This is a genomic window from Bradyrhizobium sp. 192 (assembly GCF_023100965.1).
GTDB classification, from domain to species: Bacteria; Pseudomonadota; Alphaproteobacteria; order Rhizobiales; family Xanthobacteraceae; genus Bradyrhizobium; species Bradyrhizobium symbiodeficiens.
The window spans coordinates 7,538,960-7,558,196 of record NZ_CP064690.1 but is presented as its reverse complement, the minus strand read 5'-3'; the positions used below and the strand labels follow the sequence as shown (position 1 = coordinate 7,558,196).

The 19,237-nt window shown below is 65.9% G+C and carries 16 protein-coding genes; 5 read left to right on the top strand and 11 right to left on the bottom strand.

The window, feature by feature from the left end; all coding sequences use genetic code 11:
* Nucleotides 1-114 precede the first annotated feature (114 nt).
* On the bottom strand, nucleotides 115-3,126 hold the full coding sequence (gene putA, locus IVB24_RS35420; protein WP_247771240.1) for a bifunctional proline dehydrogenase/L-glutamate gamma-semialdehyde dehydrogenase PutA: 3,012 nt from the start codon (nucleotides 3,124-3,126) through the stop codon (nucleotides 115-117).
* A 114-nt stretch (nucleotides 3,127-3,240) separates the two neighbouring features.
* Between putA and IVB24_RS35415 the strand changes: the two genes are divergently transcribed.
* Nucleotides 3,241-3,702, top strand: coding sequence for an Lrp/AsnC ligand binding domain-containing protein (locus tag IVB24_RS35415; protein WP_247771234.1), 462 nt, complete (start codon nucleotides 3,241-3,243; stop codon nucleotides 3,700-3,702).
* Between the two features lie 169 nt (nucleotides 3,703-3,871).
* On the opposite strand, the gene IVB24_RS35410 is transcribed toward IVB24_RS35415, so the two are convergent.
* The 4 genes from IVB24_RS35410 to IVB24_RS35395 all read right to left on the bottom strand — a co-directional run bounded on the left by IVB24_RS35410 (nucleotide 3,872) and on the right by IVB24_RS35395 (nucleotide 7,860).
* Nucleotides 3,872-4,072 carry a cold-shock protein gene (locus tag IVB24_RS35410; protein ID WP_008134691.1) on the bottom strand — a complete coding sequence of 67 codons (201 nt, stop codon included), beginning with the start codon at nucleotides 4,070-4,072 and terminating at the stop codon, nucleotides 3,872-3,874.
* Between the two features lie 208 nt (nucleotides 4,073-4,280).
* Nucleotides 4,281-4,589 carry a cytochrome c gene (locus IVB24_RS35405; RefSeq protein ID WP_162308380.1) on the bottom strand — a complete coding sequence of 103 codons (309 nt, stop codon included), beginning with the start codon at nucleotides 4,587-4,589 and terminating at the stop codon, nucleotides 4,281-4,283.
* 11 nt (nucleotides 4,590-4,600) lie between these two features.
* Nucleotides 4,601-5,800: a molybdopterin-dependent oxidoreductase gene (locus tag IVB24_RS35400; protein WP_247771232.1), complete on the bottom strand. Its 1,200-nt coding sequence runs from the start codon at nucleotides 5,798-5,800 to the stop codon at nucleotides 4,601-4,603.
* A 326-nt stretch (nucleotides 5,801-6,126) separates the two neighbouring features.
* On the bottom strand, nucleotides 6,127-7,860 hold the full coding sequence (locus tag IVB24_RS35395; protein WP_247771229.1) for an adenylate/guanylate cyclase domain-containing protein: 1,734 nt from the start codon (nucleotides 7,858-7,860) through the stop codon (nucleotides 6,127-6,129).
* Nucleotides 7,861-8,277: 417 nt separating this feature from the next.
* Between IVB24_RS35395 and IVB24_RS35390 the strand changes: the two genes are divergently transcribed.
* Nucleotides 8,278-9,885 carry a glycosyltransferase family 39 protein gene (locus IVB24_RS35390; protein ID WP_247774232.1) on the top strand — a complete coding sequence of 536 codons (1,608 nt, stop codon included), beginning with the start codon at nucleotides 8,278-8,280 and terminating at the stop codon, nucleotides 9,883-9,885.
* Here the strand turns inward: IVB24_RS35390 and IVB24_RS35385 are convergent.
* The gene (locus IVB24_RS35385) at nucleotides 9,794-10,822 is read right to left on the bottom strand and encodes a TIGR01620 family protein (RefSeq protein WP_166467006.1); all 1,029 of its coding nucleotides are present in this window, start codon (nucleotides 10,820-10,822) and stop codon (nucleotides 9,794-9,796) included. The two genes, IVB24_RS35390 and IVB24_RS35385, sit on opposite strands and share 92 nt — an antisense overlap.
* Entirely contained in the window at nucleotides 10,819-12,288 is a 1,470-nt protein-coding gene (locus IVB24_RS35380) for a YcjX family protein (protein WP_247771228.1), read from the bottom strand. Before IVB24_RS35380 ends, IVB24_RS35385 begins: the two co-directional genes overlap by 4 nt.
* 179 nt (nucleotides 12,289-12,467) lie before the next feature.
* On the opposite strand from IVB24_RS35380, the gene IVB24_RS35375 reads away from it, so the two are divergent.
* Both IVB24_RS35375 and IVB24_RS35370 read left to right on the top strand, forming a co-directional pair.
* Complete coding sequence (locus tag IVB24_RS35375) at nucleotides 12,468-13,163, top strand: hemolysin III family protein (protein ID WP_247771226.1); 696 nt, start codon at nucleotides 12,468-12,470, stop codon at nucleotides 13,161-13,163.
* Nucleotides 13,164-13,214: 51 nt separating this feature from the next.
* The gene (locus tag IVB24_RS35370; RefSeq protein ID WP_247771225.1) at nucleotides 13,215-14,009 is read left to right on the top strand and encodes an SDR family oxidoreductase; all 795 of its coding nucleotides are present in this window, start codon (nucleotides 13,215-13,217) and stop codon (nucleotides 14,007-14,009) included.
* Nucleotides 14,010-14,149: 140 nt separating this feature from the next.
* Here the strand turns inward: IVB24_RS35370 and IVB24_RS35365 are convergent, their stop codons facing one another.
* Nucleotides 14,150-14,605 carry a MarR family transcriptional regulator gene (locus IVB24_RS35365; protein WP_247771224.1) on the bottom strand — a complete coding sequence of 152 codons (456 nt, stop codon included), beginning with the start codon at nucleotides 14,603-14,605 and terminating at the stop codon, nucleotides 14,150-14,152.
* 75 nt (nucleotides 14,606-14,680) lie between these two features.
* Between IVB24_RS35365 and IVB24_RS35360 the strand changes: the two genes are divergently transcribed.
* Nucleotides 14,681-15,457: a glucose 1-dehydrogenase gene (locus IVB24_RS35360; protein ID WP_247771216.1), complete on the top strand. Its 777-nt coding sequence runs from the start codon at nucleotides 14,681-14,683 to the stop codon at nucleotides 15,455-15,457.
* Nucleotides 15,458-15,528: 71 nt separating this feature from the next.
* Here IVB24_RS35360 and mdlC read toward each other — a convergent pair whose 3' ends face one another.
* The 3 genes from mdlC to IVB24_RS35345 all read right to left on the bottom strand — a co-directional run bounded on the left by mdlC (nucleotide 15,529) and on the right by IVB24_RS35345 (nucleotide 19,235).
* Nucleotides 15,529-17,151, bottom strand: a complete 1,623-nt coding sequence (mdlC, locus tag IVB24_RS35355; RefSeq protein ID WP_247771214.1) for a benzoylformate decarboxylase — start codon at nucleotides 17,149-17,151, stop codon at nucleotides 15,529-15,531.
* A 114-nt stretch (nucleotides 17,152-17,265) separates the two neighbouring features.
* Entirely contained in the window at nucleotides 17,266-18,117 is an 852-nt protein-coding gene (locus IVB24_RS35350; protein ID WP_247771211.1) for a MaoC family dehydratase N-terminal domain-containing protein, read from the bottom strand.
* Between the two features lie 14 nt (nucleotides 18,118-18,131).
* Entirely contained in the window at nucleotides 18,132-19,235 is a 1,104-nt protein-coding gene (locus IVB24_RS35345; protein ID WP_247771209.1) for a CaiB/BaiF CoA-transferase family protein, read from the bottom strand.
* Between the last annotated feature and the right edge of the window lie 2 nt (nucleotides 19,236-19,237).

The window sequence follows — 19,237 nt, the reverse complement described above, 5'->3', positions numbered from 1 at the left end:
CGGCGTAGCTCCCTCGCTCTTGTCGTTTCCCGCGCGCTGGAATTGGCGCGGGGCAGGTGATGGCAGCATTAGACCGATGTTTCCGCGGGATGCAACGGCGCCCGGCGCAGGGCCTCACTCCTCCCCCGCAAGCAACGCAGCATTACCCCCGGCGGCGGCCGTGTTGATCGTCACGGTCTGCTCGGTCGCAAAGCGAGCGAGGTAGTGCGGGCCCCCCGCCTTGGGGCCGGTTCCCGACAGGCCGTGGCCGCCGAACGGCTGCACGCCGACCACGGCGCCGATCATGTTGCGATTGACATAGATGTTGCCGATCTGGAGGCGGTCGATGATGGCTTCGACGGTGTCGTCGATGCGGGAATGGATGCCGAGCGTGAGGCCGTAGCCGGTGCGCTCGATCGCAGCAAGCACGCGTTCGAGGTTTTCGGCGCGGTAGCGCACGACGTGAAGGATCGGGCCGAACACCTCCTCGGTGAGCTGGCCGGCGTCCCTGAGCTCGAAGATATGCGGCGCGACAAAGCATCCTTGCGGCGCGTGGCCTGCAAAGTGCAGCCGCGCCTCGCTCGTCATCCGCGCGATATGCGCATCCAGCCGCTGCTTGGCCTCCGCGTCAATCACCGGGCCGACATGGGTTGCGACGTCGCAGGGATCGCCGATCTTCAACTCGCGCGCAGCGCCCGCAATCATCTCGATCATGCGGTCGGCGACGTCCTCCTGCACGAACAAGAGCCGCAGCGCCGAGCAGCGCTGGCCGGCGGAACGGAACGCGGAGGTCACGACATCGTCGGCGACCTGCTCGGGCAGCGCGGTGGCGTCCGCGATCATGGCGTTGATGCCGCCGGTCTCCGCGATCAGCGGCACGATCGGTCCATCCTTGGCGGCGAGTGTCCGGTTGATGCTGCGGGCGACCTCGGTCGAACCGGTGAAAACGACGCCGGCAATATCGGCGTGCGCGGTCAGGGCGGCGCCGATGTGGCCTTCGCCGACAACGAGATGCAGCGCATCTTTCGGGACGCCGGCCTCGTGCAGCAGGGCGACGGCCTCGCGCGCGATGCGCGGCGTCTGTTCGGCAGGCTTGGCCACCACGCTGTTGCCGGCCATCAGGGCTGCCGTGACCTGGCCGAGGAAGATCGCCAGCGGAAAATTCCACGGTGAGATCGCGACGAAGACACCGCGGCCGCGCATCGCCAGCGCATTGCTCTCGCCGGTCGGGCCCGGCATCGTCGTCTCGCTGCCGAATAATTTGCGGCCCTCAGCGGCATAATAACGGCAGAAGTCGGTGGCTTCGCGCAGCTCCGACAGCGCATCATCGAGCGTCTTGCCGCCTTCGGCCTGCAGCAGTGCGATGAAGCGGGCGCTGCGGCTCTCCAGGAGATGCGCGGCCTGCTCCAGCGCCGCCGCACGCGTCGTCGCCGGTGTCCGGCTCCAGGCCGCAAAGCCCGCGCGCGCGGTGGTCACCGCCGTATGGGCTTGATCCGGCGTGGCATCCGCGATCGGCTCGAGATGGGTCGCTGCGGCCTTGACGTCGGTGAGCAAGCGGTCAAGCGCGGTGCGTGCGCCGAATTCGACGCCGCGCGAATTGCGCCGCTCCGGCGCGTAGAGATCGCCCGGCAGAGGAATCTTCGGATGGGCCGCCGCCTGCGGCCGGCCGATTGCATCCGCCGGACGCTGCAATAGCGTCGTGACAGGCACGCGATAATCCGCGGCCTGCGCCACGAACGAGGAATTGGCGCCGTTCTCCAGCAGCCGCCGCACCAGATAGGCGAGCAGGTCGCGATGGCTGCCGACCGGCGCATAGGTGCGGGTGGCGATGTCAGGGTGATCCTTGGCAAGCTGCTCGTAGAGCGCTTCGCCCATGCCGTGCAGGCGCTGGAATTCGAAGCAGCCGATATCGCCGGCAAGCTCCAGTACGGTCGCGACCGTCAGCGCGTTGTGGGTGGCGAATTGCGGGAAGATGCGCGGCCGCAGGGCCAGCAGCTTCGTCGCGCAGGCGACGTAGTTCAGATCCGTCATCGCCTTGCGCGTGAACACGGGATGGCCGTCAAGCCCGCGCTCCTGCGCGCGCTTGATCTCGGTGTCCCAATAGGCGCCCTTGACCAGCCGCACCATCAGCTTGCGGTCATGCGCGCGCGCGAGCGCATCGACATGGTCGATCACCGCGCCGGCGCGCTTCTGATAGGCCTGAATGGCGAGGCCAAATCCGTCCCAACCTCTCAGCGAGGCATCGGCGAGCGTTGCCGCGATCACGTCGAGCGACAGCTCCAGCCGGTCGGCTTCCTCGGCATCGACGGTGAAGTTCAGGTCATAGGCCTTGGCGCGCTGCGCGAGGTCGAGCAGCAGCGGCACCAGTTCGGCCATCACGCGCTCGCGGCTGATCGTCTCGAAGCGCGGATGCAGTGCCGAGAGTTTGACGGAAATACCGGGCCGGTCGGGCAGGGGATTGCTCCCCGCCGTCTTGCCGATCGTCTCGATCGCGCTGGCATAAGCATCGAAATAGCGCCTGGCGTCCGCCGCCGTGCGCGCGCCTTCGCCGAGCATGTCGAAGGAATAGCGCGGCCTCTCACCGGAGCGCGGCTTGCCCCGCTCCAGCGCTTGCGCGATGGTCTCGCCCAGCACGAAATGATTGCCCATCAGCCGCATCGCCTGACGCGTGGCGGTACGCACCGCCGGCGCGCCGAGCCGCTTCACCAGGCGGCCGATCGTGCCGTCGGGCGTCTCGCCGGGCTGGATCACCCGCGCCGACAGGCCGAGCGCCCAGGCCGAAGCGTTGACCAGAAAGGCCGTGGACCTGGTCTCGTGGTGGATGAAGTCGCCCTCGCCGAGCTTGTCCTCGATGAACCGGTCGGCGGTGCGCGCATCGGGCACGCGCAGCAGTGCCTCGGCCAGCACCATCAGCGCCAGCCCTTCCTTGGTCGAGAGCGCGAACTCCCGCAGCATGTCCTCGACCCCGCCAAGACTGCCTGCAAGCCGGTCGTCGCGCTTGCGGATCGCCTCGATCAGCCGGGTCGCGGTGCGGTCGATCCGGGCCTCCTGCGGCGGGCTGAGATGTGACGCAGGCAGCAGGCGCGCGGCGATCTCGGCATCATCGGGTGCGTAGGGGGCGGTGAAGGGCGACGGGATGTTCGGCATGGCGTGTCCTGTGGTGAAAATCGAGGATAAGGCCCGCGTGACCGTAGTTCGATAGACAATCTAGTCGATTTGCCTTAGAAAATGCAGATATGACGCCGGTGGGCCTTATAAATCATGGAACTCGATCGAATCGACCGGAGAATCCTCTCGATTTTGCAGGAGGATGGACGCATCGCCAATGTCGAACTCGCCGACCGCATCGGCTTGTCGCCGACCTCGATCGGCGAGCGGCTGAAGCGCTTGCAGCGCGAGGGCTTCGTCGAAGGCTATGGCGCGCGGCTCAACCCGCACCGGCTTGGTCTCGGTCTTCTGGTGTTCGTCGAAGTGCTGCTCGACAAGACCACGCCGGATAATTTCGAGCGGTTTGCGCGCGCGGTGAAACTCGCACCTGAAGTCCTGGAGTGTCACATGGTTGCCGGCGGCTTCGACTATCTTGTGAAGGCGCGGCTTGCTGACATGGCGGCGTATCGACGCTTTCTCGGCGAGACCCTGCTGTCGATGCCGGGTGTGCGCGAGACGCGGACCTATGCGGTGATGGAGGAGATCAAGCGCGACGCACCGTTACCGGTGGGCTGACGAAGTGCCGTCGCGATTGTCATTGCTGAGGCGTTGAACGAGCGGTCCTCGCGGGAAATAGCTCTCCGTGTGCAGTCGCAACGCCTGTCGTCGAATGCACTGGCCGTCTTCTGAAATTTCCTTGGCCCGGCTCCCGGATCAATCCGGGAGGCAGCAAAAGCTGGCGGGCTTATACTTTGAGGTTCTCTGCGGAGGTCTTGCCCCGGTTTGCGATCTCTTCGTATTCCACCGTCTGTCCTTCGTTCAGGGACGACAGACCGGCTTTCTGCACTGCCGAGATATGCACGAACACATCCTTGCCGCCCGACGCAGGCTGGATAAATCCATAACCCTTCGTCGGGTTGAACCACTTGACCGTACCTTTAGCCATCACGACTTCTCCGCGGGTCTTCCTCCGAGATCTCGAACCGCCAATCCCCGCCAACCGGCCGGTTCGGTCCTAACAGGATACGCGGAATGTGGCTGGCTTGGTAGCTCAAACCACATCCGCCTTTCGCCGAAATCCGCTCAACTTCGCGGCGCTTCTACCGGTTTTGCCCGTTTCGCGGTCAATTGACCGACACGCCGCGCGCCGTCAGTCAATACGTCGCGGCCAGGTAATCGACGATCTTGCCGACGTCGGCATCGTCGATCGGTGCACCATAGACCTTGATCATCTTGGTCACCTCGGCCTGCCAGAAGCTTTTCTTGTCCTTCATCGGCGGCTGCGTCTTGATGTAGTCGGCCGAGTGGCAGGCGCTGCAATTGCCCTGGACGACTTCGAGATTGGGCCCGGCCTTGAAGGCCGCGACCTCGTCCGGAAGCTTGTAATTGACGGGCGCCGCGGTCACGGCCGTCAGGCCGGTGGCGAGGGCGAGCGTGATGGCGAGGAAGACGGTGCGCTGCATGGTCATTCTCCTCAAGCCACGGTGACGCGGACGGTTTCGACGACGTTGCGCAGATAACCCGCCGGGTTCCAGCGCGGCACATCGGGCTGCGTCTCGCCGCCATTGCCGGTGGCGCGCACCTTGAGCTCAACGCTGCCTGCCGCGAGCTTCACCGGCAGCATCCATTCGCGGAACGAGTATTTGCCGAGATCCTTGCCGAGCTTGGCGCTGGTCCAGGTCTTGCCGCCGTCGGTGGAGATTTCGACCTGCTTGATGCCCTTGCCGCCGTCGAAGGCGATGCCGCGCAGGGTGGTGCGGCCGGCTTTCAGCTTGGCACCATCAGGCACGCTGGTGATGAAGGAGCGGATGGTGAAGCGGTTGATAGGGATCGTCGCTTTCGGTGCGGTGCCGGGCTCGACCGAATTGTTCGGCGTATCCGGAATGCGATAGGCCGACTTCATCCAGAAGCCGTCATAGACGTTATCGACGACGGTGATCTCGTTGAGGTGCTTGACCCAGTAGGTACCGTAATAGCCGGGCACGATCAGGCGCAGCGGGAAGCCGTTGAGGAACGGCAAATCCTCGCCGTTCATGCCATAGGCCAGCATGACCTCGCCGTCGGTGGCGTGACCGAGATCGAGCGCCTTGACGAAATCGGGCGTCTTGTCGCTGACCGGCCCGTCCATGCCGCCAAACGTGACCTGCTTGGCGCCGGCCTGTACGCCGGCCATGTCAAGCACGGCCTTTAGCGGCACGCCGCGCCAGCGCGCATTGCCCATTGCCCCGTTGGCGAGCTGGCCGCCGGCGACGCGCGGCTCGAAGAAGCCGCGGCTGTTGCCGGAGCACTGGTTGACCGCGACGATCTCGGTCGCCTTCATCTTCCTGATGTCCTTCAGCGACAGCTTGAGCGGCTTGTCGACCTTGCCCTTGACCTCGAGCGTGAACTTGTCGGGATCGAGATTGTAGGGGAGGTCAGAGAGGTGATAGCGCACGAAGAATGCATTGTTCGGCGTGATCGGGCCGTCGTTGAAGATCGCGAACGGGGTCTCGAGCTGCGGTGGCCGGCTGGTGAGGCCGATCATCGGCCGCTTCTGCGGATATTTCACCAGCGGACGCTCGCCATTGGCGAAGGGCAGCGTAACGGTGTCGAGTGCCAGCGCCTTGCTGGAATTCAGCGTGGCCGCGAGTGCGGTGAAGCCCGCTCCTTTGAGCAGGTCGCGTCGATCAAACATCTGGTCCCCTCCCGGGAGCTTTTCGTCGGACCTACGGTCATCACCGCGGACCCGCGCTCATCTGTCGCAACCCGCGAGGCGAAGTCAATTCGTGCTTTCGCAGCAGGCCCATGCCGCTGCGTTGCAGCAGGCCGGTGTTACGCCAGCAGTGAATTGAGCCGAACTGTAGCCGCGGCGGTAGTGCACCTCTCCCGCTTGCGGGAGAGGTCGCGCCGAAGGCGCGGGTGAGGGCTTTCTCCTCTAGGGGATTGTCCCTTTGTGGAGAGACCCTCCCCAACCCTCTCCCGCAAGCGGGAGAGGGAGCGCACCTCGCGCTTGGCTACCTGCTACGCCGCGACCCGTTCTCCGCGATCGACCAGCGCCGCCAGCTCTCTCGCATCCGCAACCACCCGCACCGCCATCGGCTCGTCGCGGCCGCGGATCGCGACCTCCCGTTGCGGCAGCGTATCGTCTGCGAGGCCCGCCGTGCTGCGGATTTCCTCCGAGACGATCGCCTCGCAGGCCAGCGTCTTGGTCATGTCCTGGAGGCGGGCGGCGACGTTGACGGCATCGCCCAGCGCCGTGAAGACGACGTGATCGCGATAGCCGATGTCGCCGATGATGACCTCGCCGCCGTGAATGCCGATGCCGAAGCGGATCGGCTCGCGCAGATCGTGGCTCAGGAGCTGGTTCAGTTCGTCGATATGCGTGGCGATGCCGGAGGCCGCCTTCAGCGCCTGCCGGCAGGCGGTTTGCGGATCGGCCGTGAGCCCGAACAGCGCCAGCATGCCGTCGCCGACGAACTGGTTCGGCTGGCCGCCATTCTCGATCACGGCCTGCGAGACCGCGCCGAGGAAACGGTTGACGATGAAGACGGTGTCGAACGGCAGCCGCTTCTCGGCGAGCTGGGTCGAGCCGCGCATGTCCACGAACAGGCTGACGAGATAGCGCTCCTGGCCGATTCTGGCCGGCGTCGAGGCCTGCCCGTCCGTCGAATGCGTGTGAGGCGTGAAGAGCTGGAAGAAGGAGAGATCGGACATCGGCCGCAGCTGGCAGGCCAGCCTGATCGAGGGGTCGTTGGTGCCGACACGGGTGAGCACGAAGGCCTCGCGCTGCGACGGTGTGGGCAGGGCGTCATGGTCGCCGATGATGCGGATGCGGCAGGTCGAGCAGCGGGCGCGGCCACCGCAGACGCTGGCATGCGGTACATTGTGGCGCAGGCTCGCTTCCAGCACGGACAGGCCCTTGGGAACCCGCACCGTCTTGCCGTTGCCGTAGGACAGCGCGACCATGCCGCCGCGCCGCTCGCGCCATGCTCGCACGCCGCGTGCCGCCAGCGCCAATCCCAACAGACCGAAATACCCGATGGTGAGGCCGCCGGTGATGCGGTCGAGCGCGTTGCCTTCCGCGACCGTGCCGACCTGGCGTCGCGTGAGATTGTGCGTGCGCCATTCCCCGTCATCGGCTTCGATCGCGACGCTGCGGCCGCCCTGATAGATGCCGAGCAGCGACAATGTCGGGACCAGCACGGCGGCGGCGAGCAGATAGGGGGCGGCGCGCGTGAAGAACGGCTTGAGGCGGAGCCAGAAGAAGATGCCGATGCAGCCGTGCACCCAGGCGATGAGAAGCAGGATCGTCATCTGCCAGAGCCGGCCCGGCGCGGCGACGAAGAACAGATAGAGCTCCTGCGGATAGAGCTTCTGATGATCGTACAGCGTGTAGCCGAGCCGCACCCCGATCACGTGTCCCATAACCAAAGCGGGAATACTCAGGCCCAGCACCAATTGGAGCGGCTCGATCGTCCGCCATCGGAACTGCCGGCGTTGATACAGCGCGTAGATGCCGAGGCCCATATGGGTGAGTGCGGCCGTGTAGAACACGATCGCGACGGGGAGGAACTGCCAGAACAGGGTATGGTAGTAGACTCCGGCCTCCATGGCCTCGACCGAGATATTGCCGAGCGCGTGGTTGAGGAAATGGCTGACGACATAGGCGAACAGGATGATTCCGCAGATGAGCCGCACCTGCCGCACGCTGGTCGCGCGGACGAGTTCGGACATCTGTGCAGGAGCGTTGGCCATGATTCGCTTGTATCAGTTCACCAATGAGAACAGCCAGCGTAGCGTTTAATTCCCGGCCTGGACAGCTGGCGGGATCACATGGGCGGCAAGGTTACGAAGCGGCAAGGTTACGAAATCGTAGCTGTCGTAGGGTGGGCAAAGGCGCCTTTGGCGTCGTGCCCACCATTTCGCATCGCAGCCCTTGATGGTGGGCACGCTTCCGCCTTCGCTCTTCGAGCTACGGCGGACAAGCCGTTTTGCCCGCCCTACGATCTCTCGTCCGGGGCGACGGGAGAAGACTGGAGCACCATCCCCACATTGACTCCCCGTCCCAAGTTGGGGAAAAGCGCGGCCGTGACGATCGCTCCCGACATCTCCGTGAAGCCAGACGGCGCCGAACGCCGTCTCATCCTTGTTGCCGTGCTCGTGATCGCCGCGATGACGCTGCTGCGCATCGTCTACGCGTCCGCGATCGAGCTGCGCACCGACGAGGCCTATTACTGGACCTGGTCGAAGGAGGGCGCGCTCAGCTTCCTCGATCATCCCCCTGGTATCGCCTGGCTGATCCGGTTCGGCACCGCGATCTTCGGCGACACCACGCTCGGGGTCCGCTTCGGCGGCATCGTCGCGATGCTGGTGACGCAATGTCTGCTGGCCGACATCGTCCGCCGCCTCACCCATGATGCGCGCGCTGTCGTGTTCGCCGTGCTCATGCCGGAAGCTGCGCTCTATTACGGCCTGCTGATGGCCAAGGTCGCGCCCGACGTCGCCATGATCCCGTTCGCAATGGCGATGATGTGGTCGCTGGTGCGGCTGGCGCAGAGCGGCGACGGACGCTGGTGGCTTGCGGCCGGTCTGTTCGCCGGTCTGTCGATGCTTTCGAAGTTCACCGCGATCATGTTCGCCCCCGCAGTTGCCGCCTTTCTGCTGGTGCCGGATTGGCGCTGGCGCTGGCTGCGGAGCCCTTATCCTTATCTCGCGGTGCTGGTCGCAATGGCAGTGTTCTCGCCGGTGTTGGTCTGGAACGCACAGCACGATTGGGCCTCGTTCCGTTTCCAGGGCGTGCGCGCCACCGCCAATTACGGCATCTCGTTCCGCACCCTCGGCGACTTCATCGGCCTGCAGTTCGGCCTGGTCGGCTTCGTCATGTTGCCGGTGGTGCTGACCGGGCTGGTGCTGACGGCATGGCGCGGCGCTCGCACCCGCGAGCCGGTGGCGATCCTGCTGTCGGCCGCGGTGCTGGTGCCGTTTCTGTATTTCCTCGCGAAGTCGACCACGCTTCGGGTCGGCGACACCTGGCCGATGTTCATGTGGCCGGTCGGCTTCGCCGCCACGGCCGTGAACCTCGCGACGATGATGAAGGAGGATTGGTCGGCACGGATGCTGAGCTCGTCGCTGTTCTGGGCGAGGACAGCGGTCGGCTCCGGTATCGCCTTCGTGGTGATCGTGTTCCTCTACTACGTCGCCGCGCCCTGGAATCTGCTCGGCAAGATCGATCCGATTGGCGCAGAGTCCGGCTACGAGCAGGTCGCCGCGCGCACGCAGGCCGCGCTCGACGACACAGGCGCGACCTGGATCGCGACCACGGACTACCGCACCTACGCCATGATGCGCTGGCTGTTCAGGGGGCGCGTGCCCGTCATCGAGATCAACGAGCGCGGCCGCTTCCAGGATTTCCGCGATCCCGGCATGGACCGGATCAGGGGCCACGCCGGCATCTATGTCGGCCGCGAGCCGGACGATCGTTCGTTGCTGTGGGAGAATATCCCGGCGAAGCGCGAGCAGCTCGGCGAAGTCGAACGCCGTTGGCGCGGCATTCGCTCGGATACTTATGTGATCGAAAAGCTCACGGGTTGGACGCCCGAGCTGTCGCCGCCAAAGGATTCGCCGCTGTTCTGGTGGAAGGTGCTGGCTTTCCTCTCCCTCTCCCCGCAAGCGGGGAGAGGCGAAGAAGCTAATCCTCCCCGTCCTTCTTCCGCAGCAGATCTGTCGCGAGATCCGACAGCTTCGGCGGCGGGAGCGCTGCGAACGGCAGCGGCCTCGTGACGTCGATCGCGGCAAGGCCCAGCCGCGCCGTCAGCAACCCGTTCAGCACGCCTTCGCCGAGCCGCTGCGACAGCTTTGCCGCGATGCCGTGGCCGAGCATCTGCTGCACCAGGCTGTCGCTCGCGGCCATGCCGCCGGTGATGGCGAGATGGGCAATGACGTGACGCAGCAGGCGGATCATGCCGAGCGCGCCGGGGCGGCCGCCATAGAGAAAAGCGAGTTGGCGGATCAGGCGCAGCGCGGCGACCAGCACGAACAGCACGTCGATCGCGGCGCGAGGGGAGACCGCGGTCACGATCGAAACCTTTTGCGCGGCCGACGACACCAGCCGCCGTGCTTCCGCATCCAGCGGCGACATCAGCTCGCGCTCGGCGAGCCGGATCATGTCGGCGCCGTCGATGATCTCGCCGGTGTGGCTCTCCAGAGCGGCGCGGGCGCGCGCGAGTTGCGGGTTCTGGTGCGCGATCTTGAGCAGATCCTGCACGATGACGCGGCTTTCCTTGCGGTCGTCGCTGGCAAGCACTGATGCCGCGCGCTCATGCAGTTTCTCGATCGTCGCAAGGCGCGCGAGGCCGTATGCCTCGCGTCCGATCACGACGGCAAGCGCGAGCGCGGTGACGAAGGCAAAAGCGAGGCCGATATAGCCGAGTGTCTCGCTGCGCGCGAACAGGTCCTCGATCAGATGGACGACGCCAAGCCCGACGCCGAGCAGGGTCAATCCGCCGAGGCCGGACCAGAATAGCGTGCCCCAGGGAAAACCGCGCCGCGCCGGCAGCGCGGCCGCGATCGGCACCGGCAGCATCGCCGGATCCGGCTCCGGTGTGATCTGGATGGTGGCGCGGCTGAGCCGCGCCGTCTCGTCGGCTTCGGTGACGACGACGCCGGGATCGTCGAGCCGGAACGTCGCCGGCCGCCGTGGCTTCGATCGGTCGTTCATGCGAGCTTGTCTCCGATCAGGAACTGCAAGGCACGGTCGAGGCGGATATGAGGCAGCGTCGGCTCGTTCGTTCCCTCACGTTCGAGCCTGGGCGGGCGGAAGCGCAGGAAGCGGAAATCGCTCTTCTCCGCGGCCAGGGTCGAGAGGCCGCGGAACGCATCATTGCCGTTGAACAGCGGCTCGGGATCCAGCGGCAAATCGCCCGGAAAGGTCGCTACTTCCGTATTACCATCAAAGAACTCGCCGCCGGCGCTCTCGCCTGCGGCCGGTGTTCCCAGGATCGACGGCAGTTTGTCGCGGCCGTGCGCGACCTGCGCTTCCCTTGTGGCACGCACCGCGGCAAGCGCCACCACGTCGATCGCCGCGCCCGTGTTTTCCGCGCGCGCAACGGCGCCGGAGACGGCGCGTCGCAGCACGGCCTCGAGCCGGTCGTGGCTGGAATGATGCAGATGGTCCGCCTTGGTCGCCGCGAACAGGATGCGGTCGATGCGCGGGCGGAACAGGCTGGAGAGGATCGTGCTGCGGCCGATGTTGAAGCAATCGAGAATGCCGGCGAGGGCTGCTTCGAGATCGTGCAGCGCCTCGGGGCCGGAGTTGAACGCCGACAGCGCGTCGGCCAGCACGATCTGGCGATCGAGCCGGGCGAAATGATCCCTGAAGAACGGCCGCACCACCACGTCCTTGTAGGCCTCGAAGCGGCGCACCATCATCGCCCACAGCGATCCTTCCGGTGCCTGCCCGCCAGCGGGCACGTCGAGCGGCGCGAAGGTCAGCGCCGGCGTATCAGCGAGATTGCCGGGCATCAGGAAGCGGCCCGGCGGTAACAGGCTCATCGCGAAGCGCTCGTCGCGGCAGGCGCGCAGATAGTCGGTGAAGAGCTTTGCAGCGGTCAGCGTCGCCTGCTCGTCCTCGCGCGCCTCCGGCTTGAGCGTTGCCAGATGCGCGTGCCATTCGCTCGCCAGATGCGCGCGCGGCGCCTCGCGCGACAAGGCCAGGCTCTCCGTCGACCATTGCTCGAAACTCTTCTGCAGCAACGGCAGGTCGAGCAGCCACTCTCCGGGATAGTCAACGATGTCGAGCGTCAGCGTGCGGTCGGCGCCGTTCGGCCGCTGATAGTCGATGACGAGCCTGAGCTCGCTGATGTCGACGGTCGAGCTCGGCCAATGCCGTTCCTCGACCAGCGCGCGCAGATGGCTCTCATAGGCAAACCGCGGCACGGCATCGTCGGGCTGCGGCGCCAGCTGCGCCCGTGCGATCCGGCCCGAGGCATAGGCGTCGAACACCGGAAACCGGCCGCCGCGGGTGAGGCCGTGGATCAGAGCGGTGATGAACACGGTCTTGCCGGCGCGCGACAGGCCGGTAACGCCTAACCGCACCGTCGGGTTGAAGAAGTGCTCGCCATAGTCGATCAGCGCCCGGGCCGACAGGCGCGCCTCTTCGACCATATCCTGGAAACTGAATGCCATATGAACGTTATTGGATCCGGGGCGGGCGGGACTGTGTAGCCGTTCACAAAAGTGGCAATTGCGTGAGGAAAATCAAGCTCCATACTTCCACCGCCTTTGTCGGCGAGTCAGCCGTTTGAACGACGCGCCGATCCCGAAAGACCCATAGAAGAGGGCTTTACCTCACCTTGCGGATTGCCATGACCGTCTTCCAACTGAAACACTTCGCATCCACCTCCGTTCACGCCGCAGCCGACGCGATGGGCTGGAACTACGACCGCGCCGAGCTCATCGCCGACGGAATCATCCACGCGATCGGCGTCCTCTCCGGCCTCGTTGCCGCGACCGTGCTGGTGGTGCTGACGGCTGTCTATGCCGACGCCACCGACATCGTCGGCGTCTCGATCTACGTCTCGGGCCTGCTCTCGATGCTGGTGCTGTCGGCGACCTATAACCTCTGGCCGGTGTCGCCGGCGAAATGGCTGCTGCGACGGTTCGACCATTCGGCGATCTACCTGCTGATCGCGGCGACCTATACGCCGTTCATCCTGGAGCTGAAGGACAGCGTGTTTGCACTGGCGCTGCTCGTCTGCGTCTGGTGCGTTGCTATCCTCGGCATCGTCCTCAAGCTTCGCTTCCCCGGCCGGTTCGACCGCGTCGCCGTCGGCATCTATCTCGCGATGGGCTGGAGCGGCGTGATGCTCTACGACGCCGTAGTCAAGGCGCTGCCTGCGCTGGTGCTGGGCTTCATCCTCGCGGGCGGCCTGCTCTACAGCTTCGGCGTCATCTTCCACGCCTGGCGGCGGCTGCGCTTCCAGAATGCGATCTGGCACGGCTTTGTCTTGGCCGGCGCGGCATGCCATTATACCGCGGTGCTCGACCTCGTGTTGAGCTGAACAATTCCCGCCCAGCGGGATAAGACGAGCGGTAAGAAGAGGAGACGTCGCATGCAGGTGACCGGCAAGGTCGTGGTCGTCACGGGCGGCGCCAATGGCATCGGCAAGGCGCTGTGTGAGGCTTTTCACAACGCGCGGGCGGCCAAGGTCGTGGTCGCGGACATGGACGCCGACAACGCAAGGGCCGTCGCGGCGATGGTGGATGGCGCCGCCTTCAAATGCGATGTCGCGCAGGAAAAGGATATCGCGCACGTCATCGAGGAGACCGAGCGGCAGTTCGGGCCCATCGATCTGTTCTGCTCCAATGCCGGTATCGGCGGCGGATTCGATCCGATGTCGGTCAATGCCGGCGGCGCCTCCGACGAGCCCTGGCAGCGCAGCTGGGCGATCCACGTCATGGCCCATGTCTATGCCGCACGGCATCTCATCCCCCGCATGAAGGCGCGCGGCGGCGGCTATTTCCTCAACACGATCTCGGCCGCGGGCCTGCTGTCCCAGGTCGGCAGCCCTGCTTATTCCACCACCAAGCACGCCGCGGTGGGCTTTGCCGAGAATCTCGCGATCTCGCACAAGGCCGACAACATCAAGGTCTCGATCCTCTGCCCGCAGGGCGTCGACACCAACATGCTGCGCTCGATCCCCAAGGGCCCGCAATCCGGCGACGGCGACCTCACGCCGGAGCAGGTTGCGAAAGACGTGCTCGCTGGCCTCGAGCAGGAGACCTTCCTGATCCTGCCGCACCCCCAGGTGCTCGGCTACATGCGCAAGAAGACTGAGAATTACGACCGCTGGCTCGGCGGCATGGCCAAGATCCAGGCCAGGATGCGGGAGGATTTCGGGAAGTAACCGGCGCTGTTGCTGCGATTGACGCTGTCATGCTCCGCGAAAGCGGGGCATCCAGTACGCCGCAGCTCATCGATTGAATCACTGACGTCACGGAGTACTGGATCGCCCGCCTTCGCGGGCGATGACACCGTGAGTACAGCTTACACCACCGCCTTCTCCTCCACCCGGCTCGCCCGCAACGCCCGCGCATAGAGCATCATGCCCTCGCGCACCTTGCGCTGCTCCACTTCTGTCAACGCCGCCAGCGCGCCGCGCACCTGCTGCCGGCCGAACGCGTGCAGCGCGTCCAGCGTGCGCCGGCCCTTCGCCGTCAGCGACAGCAGCTTGCTGCGTGCGTCACTGTCATCCGGCGTCTCCCTGAGCTCGCCGCAATCGATCAGCTTGCGCACCAGGCGGCTGACGCTGGACTTCTCCAGCCGCAGGAAATCGCCGAGCTCGCCCGAATTCATCGGGCCGCGAATGCCGATCTCCAGGATCGTGTGCACGGCCGACGGCGGATAGTCCGAGGCCGCCACCGTCGCATCCATGAAGCCGAGCTCGCGCACCATCAGCCGCGAGGCGGCGCGAATGTCGTCGATCAAGGCAAGCTCGGCCATCTTGACTCTCTGCGCATAGTTGTATCATACAACTATATACGCGCAACGGCGCGCGCAAGCGTTTTGGAGTGGACCATGAGCGGAGCATTGCCGGCGGGAACGCGGATGACGGGCAAGGTCTGCCTGGTGACCGGCGGCGGCAGCGGCATCGGCCGCGCCACAGCGCTGCGGATGGCGACCGAAGGCGCCGAGGCGGTCATCGTGGCGGGACGGCGTGAAGCCGAGATCGAGGCGACCGCCGCTTCGTGCCGCAAGCTCGGCGCCGAGGCGATCGCGCTCAAGACCGACATCACGCACGAGGACGAGGTCGCGCGTCTTGTCGGCACGGCGATCGAGCGCTGCGGCCGGCTCGACGTCGCCTTCAACAATGCCGGCTTCCAGGAGCGCCGCGCGCCGCTGGAAGAGCAGGGCACGGATATCTACGACAGCGTGTTCGACACCAATGTCCGCGCGCTGTTCCTGTGCCTGCGCCATCAATTGCCCGTCATGCTGGCGCAAGGGCGCGGCAGCATCGTGGTCAACGCCTCCGTCAGCGGCGTGCGCAATCCCAATCCCGGCTTCTCGCTCTACTCGGCCTCGAAGGCCGCCGCGATCTCGCTGACGCGCTCGGCGGCGATGGAGAACGCCCCGCGCGGCATCCGCATCAACGCCATCGCGCCGGGCCGCGTCGTCACCGACATGATGCTGCGCGCCGGCGTCGGCGATATCGCAACCGTCAGCGCCGGCCTGCCGCTGCGGCGGATGGGGAGCCCGGAAGAGGTGGCGGAAGCCGTGGTGTGGCTGTCGTCGGATGCGTCGTCCTATGTGGTCGGACACGTGCTGGCGGCAGATGGCGGATTTTTGGCGTCGTAGCCCGGATGAGCGCAGCGATATCCGGGAGAGCGTTCCCGCATGTCGCTCCGCTCATGCGGGCTACGCGCGCCTCAATGCTTCTGCCCGTACAGCACCGGCACCGCCGAATCCACGACGACTTCCACCAGGCTCGTGCCGGCGAACGCCATCCCGCGCTTGAGCGCCTCGCCGAGCTCAGCCGCCTTGCTCACCCGCACCGCATCGCAGCCCATGCCTTCGGCGAGCCGGACGAAATCGAGTCCCGGCAGCTCCAGACCGGGCACGTTGCGCACCTGCATCACCTGGCTGAACGAGCGCATCGCGCCGTAGCCGGAATTGTTGATGACGACCACGGTGAGCGGCAGCTTGCGCTGCGCGGCGGTCCACAGTGCCTGGATCGAATACATCGCCGAGCCGTCGCCGATCAGGCACACGGTGCGGCTGTTCGGCTTGCCGAGCGCCATGCCGACGGCGGCGGGCAGGGAGTAGCCGAGGCCGCCGCTCGCCATGGTGTAAAAGCTGTCCTGGCCGTGCATCGGCATGAACTTTTGCATCGCCGGCCGGTGCGAGGGCACTTCTTCGACCAGCGAGCTGCCTTCCGGCATCGCCTGCGACAGCGCGTGCAGCAGGAATTCGACCGGCAGGGGATCGGAGGCTTGCGGTGCCGGCGGCAGCGTGCGGCCGTTTGGCGTGGCGCGCTTGCTCTCCGGCAGCAGGTCGAGCAGCAGGCTCAGCGCCGGCTTCATGGTAGCGATGATGCTGGTGCCGATGGGCGTCACCGCCGCCGCATCCGGATCGTCCGTGATCTGGAAGATCGTCGCGCCGCCATCGAAGATCGCGGCATGGCCCTCGACGTGGAAGGTGAACACCGGCGCGCCGATGACGACGACGAGGTCGTGCTCGCGCAGCGCGTCGGAGAGTTGAGCGGGCGAAGCATGCAGGAAGCCCGCGAATTGCGGATGCCGCTCGGGAAACGAGCAGCGCGCCGAGAACGGGCTGACCCAGACGCTCGCCCTGGCCTTCTCGGCGACGCGCACCATCAGATCGACCGCACCGGCGCGATCGATTCCGGGGCCGACCACGAGGGCAGGGTCCTTTGCCGAACCGAACGCTGTGACCAGCGCCTTCATCGCATCGAGCTCGGGCCCGCTCTCGCGGCTGACCGTGCGCGCCTCGACCGGCGCGCAGGCATGCGTCCAGTCGTCGACCGGGATCGACACGAAGGTCGGCCCGCATGGCGGCTGCATCGCGGTGTAATAGGCGCGTGCGATCGCGGCCGGCACGTCCTCGGGCCGCGCCGGCTCGACGCTGTATTTGACGTAAGGCCGCGGAAACTCCGACGCGCGCTCCGCATAAAGAAACGCCTGCAAGGGGAGGATCGAGCGCGCCTGCTGGCCGGCGGTGATCACCAGCGGGGTCTGGTTGCGATGCGCGGTGTAGATGTTGCCGAGCGCGTTGCCGACGCCGGCGGCCGAATGCAGATTGACGAAGCTGGCATTGCGCGTCGCCTGTGCGTAGCCATCGGCCATGCCGACGGCGCTGGCTTCCTGCAGAGCAAGCACGTAGTCGATGTCATCGGGCCAGTCGCTGAGGAACGGCAGCTCGGTCGAGCCGGGATTGCCGAATATTTTTTTGATGCCGAACGCCCGCAGCAGATCGAGCGTCGCCTGCTTGACGGTGACGGATTTGCTGCCGCTCTTGCCGTTCTTGGCCATGGTTTCCGTCCCCGAATGCTTATTGTCATGGCGTCATTCCGGGGCGATGAAGCATCGAACCTGGAATCTCGAGATTCCGGGTTCATCGCTGCGCGATGCCCCGGAATGACAAACCTACCACACCGCCGTGCCCTTCATCGTCGGCTGCCCTTCCGCGTTTGCGGTCCACAGCTCCATGCCCGCTTCGGTCTCGTTGGCGTTGATGGAGAACTCGCTGCCCTCGAACAGCGGCTGCAGGCCCCGATAGGTGAACTTCTTCGGCGCTTTGCCGCCGTGCAGCTTCGCCGCCATCTCGATGATCAGCGCGGCCTGCAACGGCCCGTGGAAGATCAGGCCCGGATATCCCTCGACCTTGGTGACGTAGTCGCGATCGTAATGGATGCGATGGCCGTTGAAGGTCAGCGCGGAATAGCGGAACAGCAGCACGGGATCCGAGACATGCGTCTCGCGGTGCTGCGCCTTCGGCGGCGGAGGCGGGGCCTTCGCGCTCGCTGGCGCGTTGCTCGTCATCTCGCGATAGACGATGTCGTGGCGCTCGCGGATGGCGGTGCCGCGTGGCGAGGAGATGCTGTGCTCAACTGAAACGAAGCACAGCGTCCCGGTCGAGCCCGTCTTCACCTGCACGTCGGCAATGCGCGAGGTCCGCGTCGATTCATCGCCGACCTGCAGCGGCTGCAGGAACTCGATCTCGCCGCCGGCCCACATCCGGCGCGGCAGCGGCACCGGCGGCAGGAAGCCGCCGCGGGTCGGATGGCCGTCGGGCCCGAGCATCGACATCGGAAACACCGGCTGCGCCAGGCACCAATGCACCGTGAACGGTGCGGCGTCACCCTTCCTGGGCTCGCCGACCTCCTGGAACAGCGTCGCACGCAGGCCCATGACGAGCTGCGCAGTGACGATGTCGGTGGCTTCCGTGCTGCGGCCGATCCATTGCCGCAAGTGTTCGATGTCGAGCTTCTCGGTCATGACGCCTCGCTCTGTTACTTGTTCGACTTTGGCTTTTCGCCGATCGCGGGAACAGCGCCGTAAGCGCGCGTCTCGCCGACGATGATCGGTGCCGGCGCGGGATAGCTGACGCGCCCATTCGGCGTGTCGACTTCGATGCGGCGCAGATGCGGATGCCTGGTGAGGTCGGCCATGGTGTTGACCTCGGCAAAGGCGATGTCGGCGTCCGACAGCCGCTTGAGCAGCTCGTCGCGCGTCATCTTGCCGAAGGCCTCCGCCACCGTCGTGTCGGTGAAGTCGCGGTTGCGCACGCGCTCGACCATGTTGGCGACGCGGGGATCGGCGGGAAGGTCGGGCTGATCGAGCACCTTGGCGCACAGCGTCTTCCACTCGCGCTCGCTCTGGATCGAGATCAGAATGTCCTTGCCGTCGCTGGACGTGAACACGCCATAGGGCGCGATCGAGGGGTGGCGCAGGCCCATGCGCTTGGGCGGATTGCCGGCTTCGGAATTGAGCAGCGGCACGGTGCACCAGTCCGCCATCACGTCGAACATGGAGATGCGGATGTCACAGCCCTTGCCGGTGCGCCCGCGTCCGATCAGTGCCTCCAGGATCGCCGCATGCGCGGTGGCGCCGGTGGCGACGTCCACGATCGACATGCCGACACGCGAGGCGCCGTCCGGACTGCCGGTGATCGAGGCGAGGCCGCTCTCGGCCTGAATCAGCAAATCATAGGCCTTGCGGTGCGCGTAGGGGCCTTCGTCGCCATAGCCGGTGATTGTGCACGAGATCAGCTTCGGATAGTCCTTCAGCAGCCGCTCGCGCGAGAAGCCGAGCTTGTCCATCGAGCCGGGCTTGAGGTTCTGGATCAGCACGTCGGCGCTCGCAATCAGCTGCTCCAGCTTGGCGCAGCCTTCCTTGGTGGCGAGATCGACCACGGCCGATTGCTTGCCGCGGTTGAGCCAGACGAAATAGCTGCTCTGGCCCTTGGCCGCCGCATCATAGCCGCGGGCGAAATCGCCCTCGGGCCGCTCGATCTTGATCACCTCCGCGCCGGCATCCGCCAGCCGCGAGGAGCAGAACGGCGCCGCCACCGCCTGCTCGACCGCAATCACCCGGATCCCGTCCAATGCTCCCATGA

Bases quoted from the DNA above. Each gene is read 5' to 3' on its own strand.
- putA (WP_247771240.1), bottom strand. From the start codon at position 3,126: ATGCCGAACATCCCGTCGCCCTTCACCGCCCCCTACGCACCCGATGAT.
- IVB24_RS35415 (WP_247771234.1), top strand. From the start codon at position 3,241: ATGGAACTCGATCGAATCGACCGGAGAATCCTCTCGATTTTGCAGGAG.
- IVB24_RS35410 (WP_008134691.1), bottom strand. From the start codon at position 4,072: ATGGCTAAAGGTACGGTCAAGTGGTTCAACCCGACGAAGGGTTATGGA.
- IVB24_RS35405 (WP_162308380.1), bottom strand. From the start codon at position 4,589: ATGCAGCGCACCGTCTTCCTCGCCATCACGCTCGCCCTCGCCACCGGC.
- IVB24_RS35400 (WP_247771232.1), bottom strand. From the start codon at position 5,800: ATGTTTGATCGACGCGACCTGCTCAAAGGAGCGGGCTTCACCGCACTC.
- IVB24_RS35395 (WP_247771229.1), bottom strand. From the start codon at position 7,860: ATGGCCAACGCTCCTGCACAGATGTCCGAACTCGTCCGCGCGACCAGC.
- IVB24_RS35390 (WP_247774232.1), top strand. From the start codon at position 8,278: ATGACGCTGCTGCGCATCGTCTACGCGTCCGCGATCGAGCTGCGCACC.
- IVB24_RS35385 (WP_166467006.1), bottom strand. From the start codon at position 10,822: ATGAACGACCGATCGAAGCCACGGCGGCCGGCGACGTTCCGGCTCGAC.
- IVB24_RS35380 (WP_247771228.1), bottom strand. From the start codon at position 12,288: ATGGCATTCAGTTTCCAGGATATGGTCGAAGAGGCGCGCCTGTCGGCC.
- IVB24_RS35375 (WP_247771226.1), top strand. From the start codon at position 12,468: ATGACCGTCTTCCAACTGAAACACTTCGCATCCACCTCCGTTCACGCC.
- IVB24_RS35370 (WP_247771225.1), top strand. From the start codon at position 13,215: ATGCAGGTGACCGGCAAGGTCGTGGTCGTCACGGGCGGCGCCAATGGC.
- IVB24_RS35365 (WP_247771224.1), bottom strand. From the start codon at position 14,605: ATGGCCGAGCTTGCCTTGATCGACGACATTCGCGCCGCCTCGCGGCTG.
- IVB24_RS35360 (WP_247771216.1), top strand. From the start codon at position 14,681: ATGAGCGGAGCATTGCCGGCGGGAACGCGGATGACGGGCAAGGTCTGC.
- mdlC (WP_247771214.1), bottom strand. From the start codon at position 17,151: ATGGCCAAGAACGGCAAGAGCGGCAGCAAATCCGTCACCGTCAAGCAG.
- IVB24_RS35350 (WP_247771211.1), bottom strand. From the start codon at position 18,117: ATGACCGAGAAGCTCGACATCGAACACTTGCGGCAATGGATCGGCCGC.
- IVB24_RS35345 (WP_247771209.1), bottom strand. From the start codon at position 19,235: ATGGGAGCATTGGACGGGATCCGGGTGATTGCGGTCGAGCAGGCGGTG.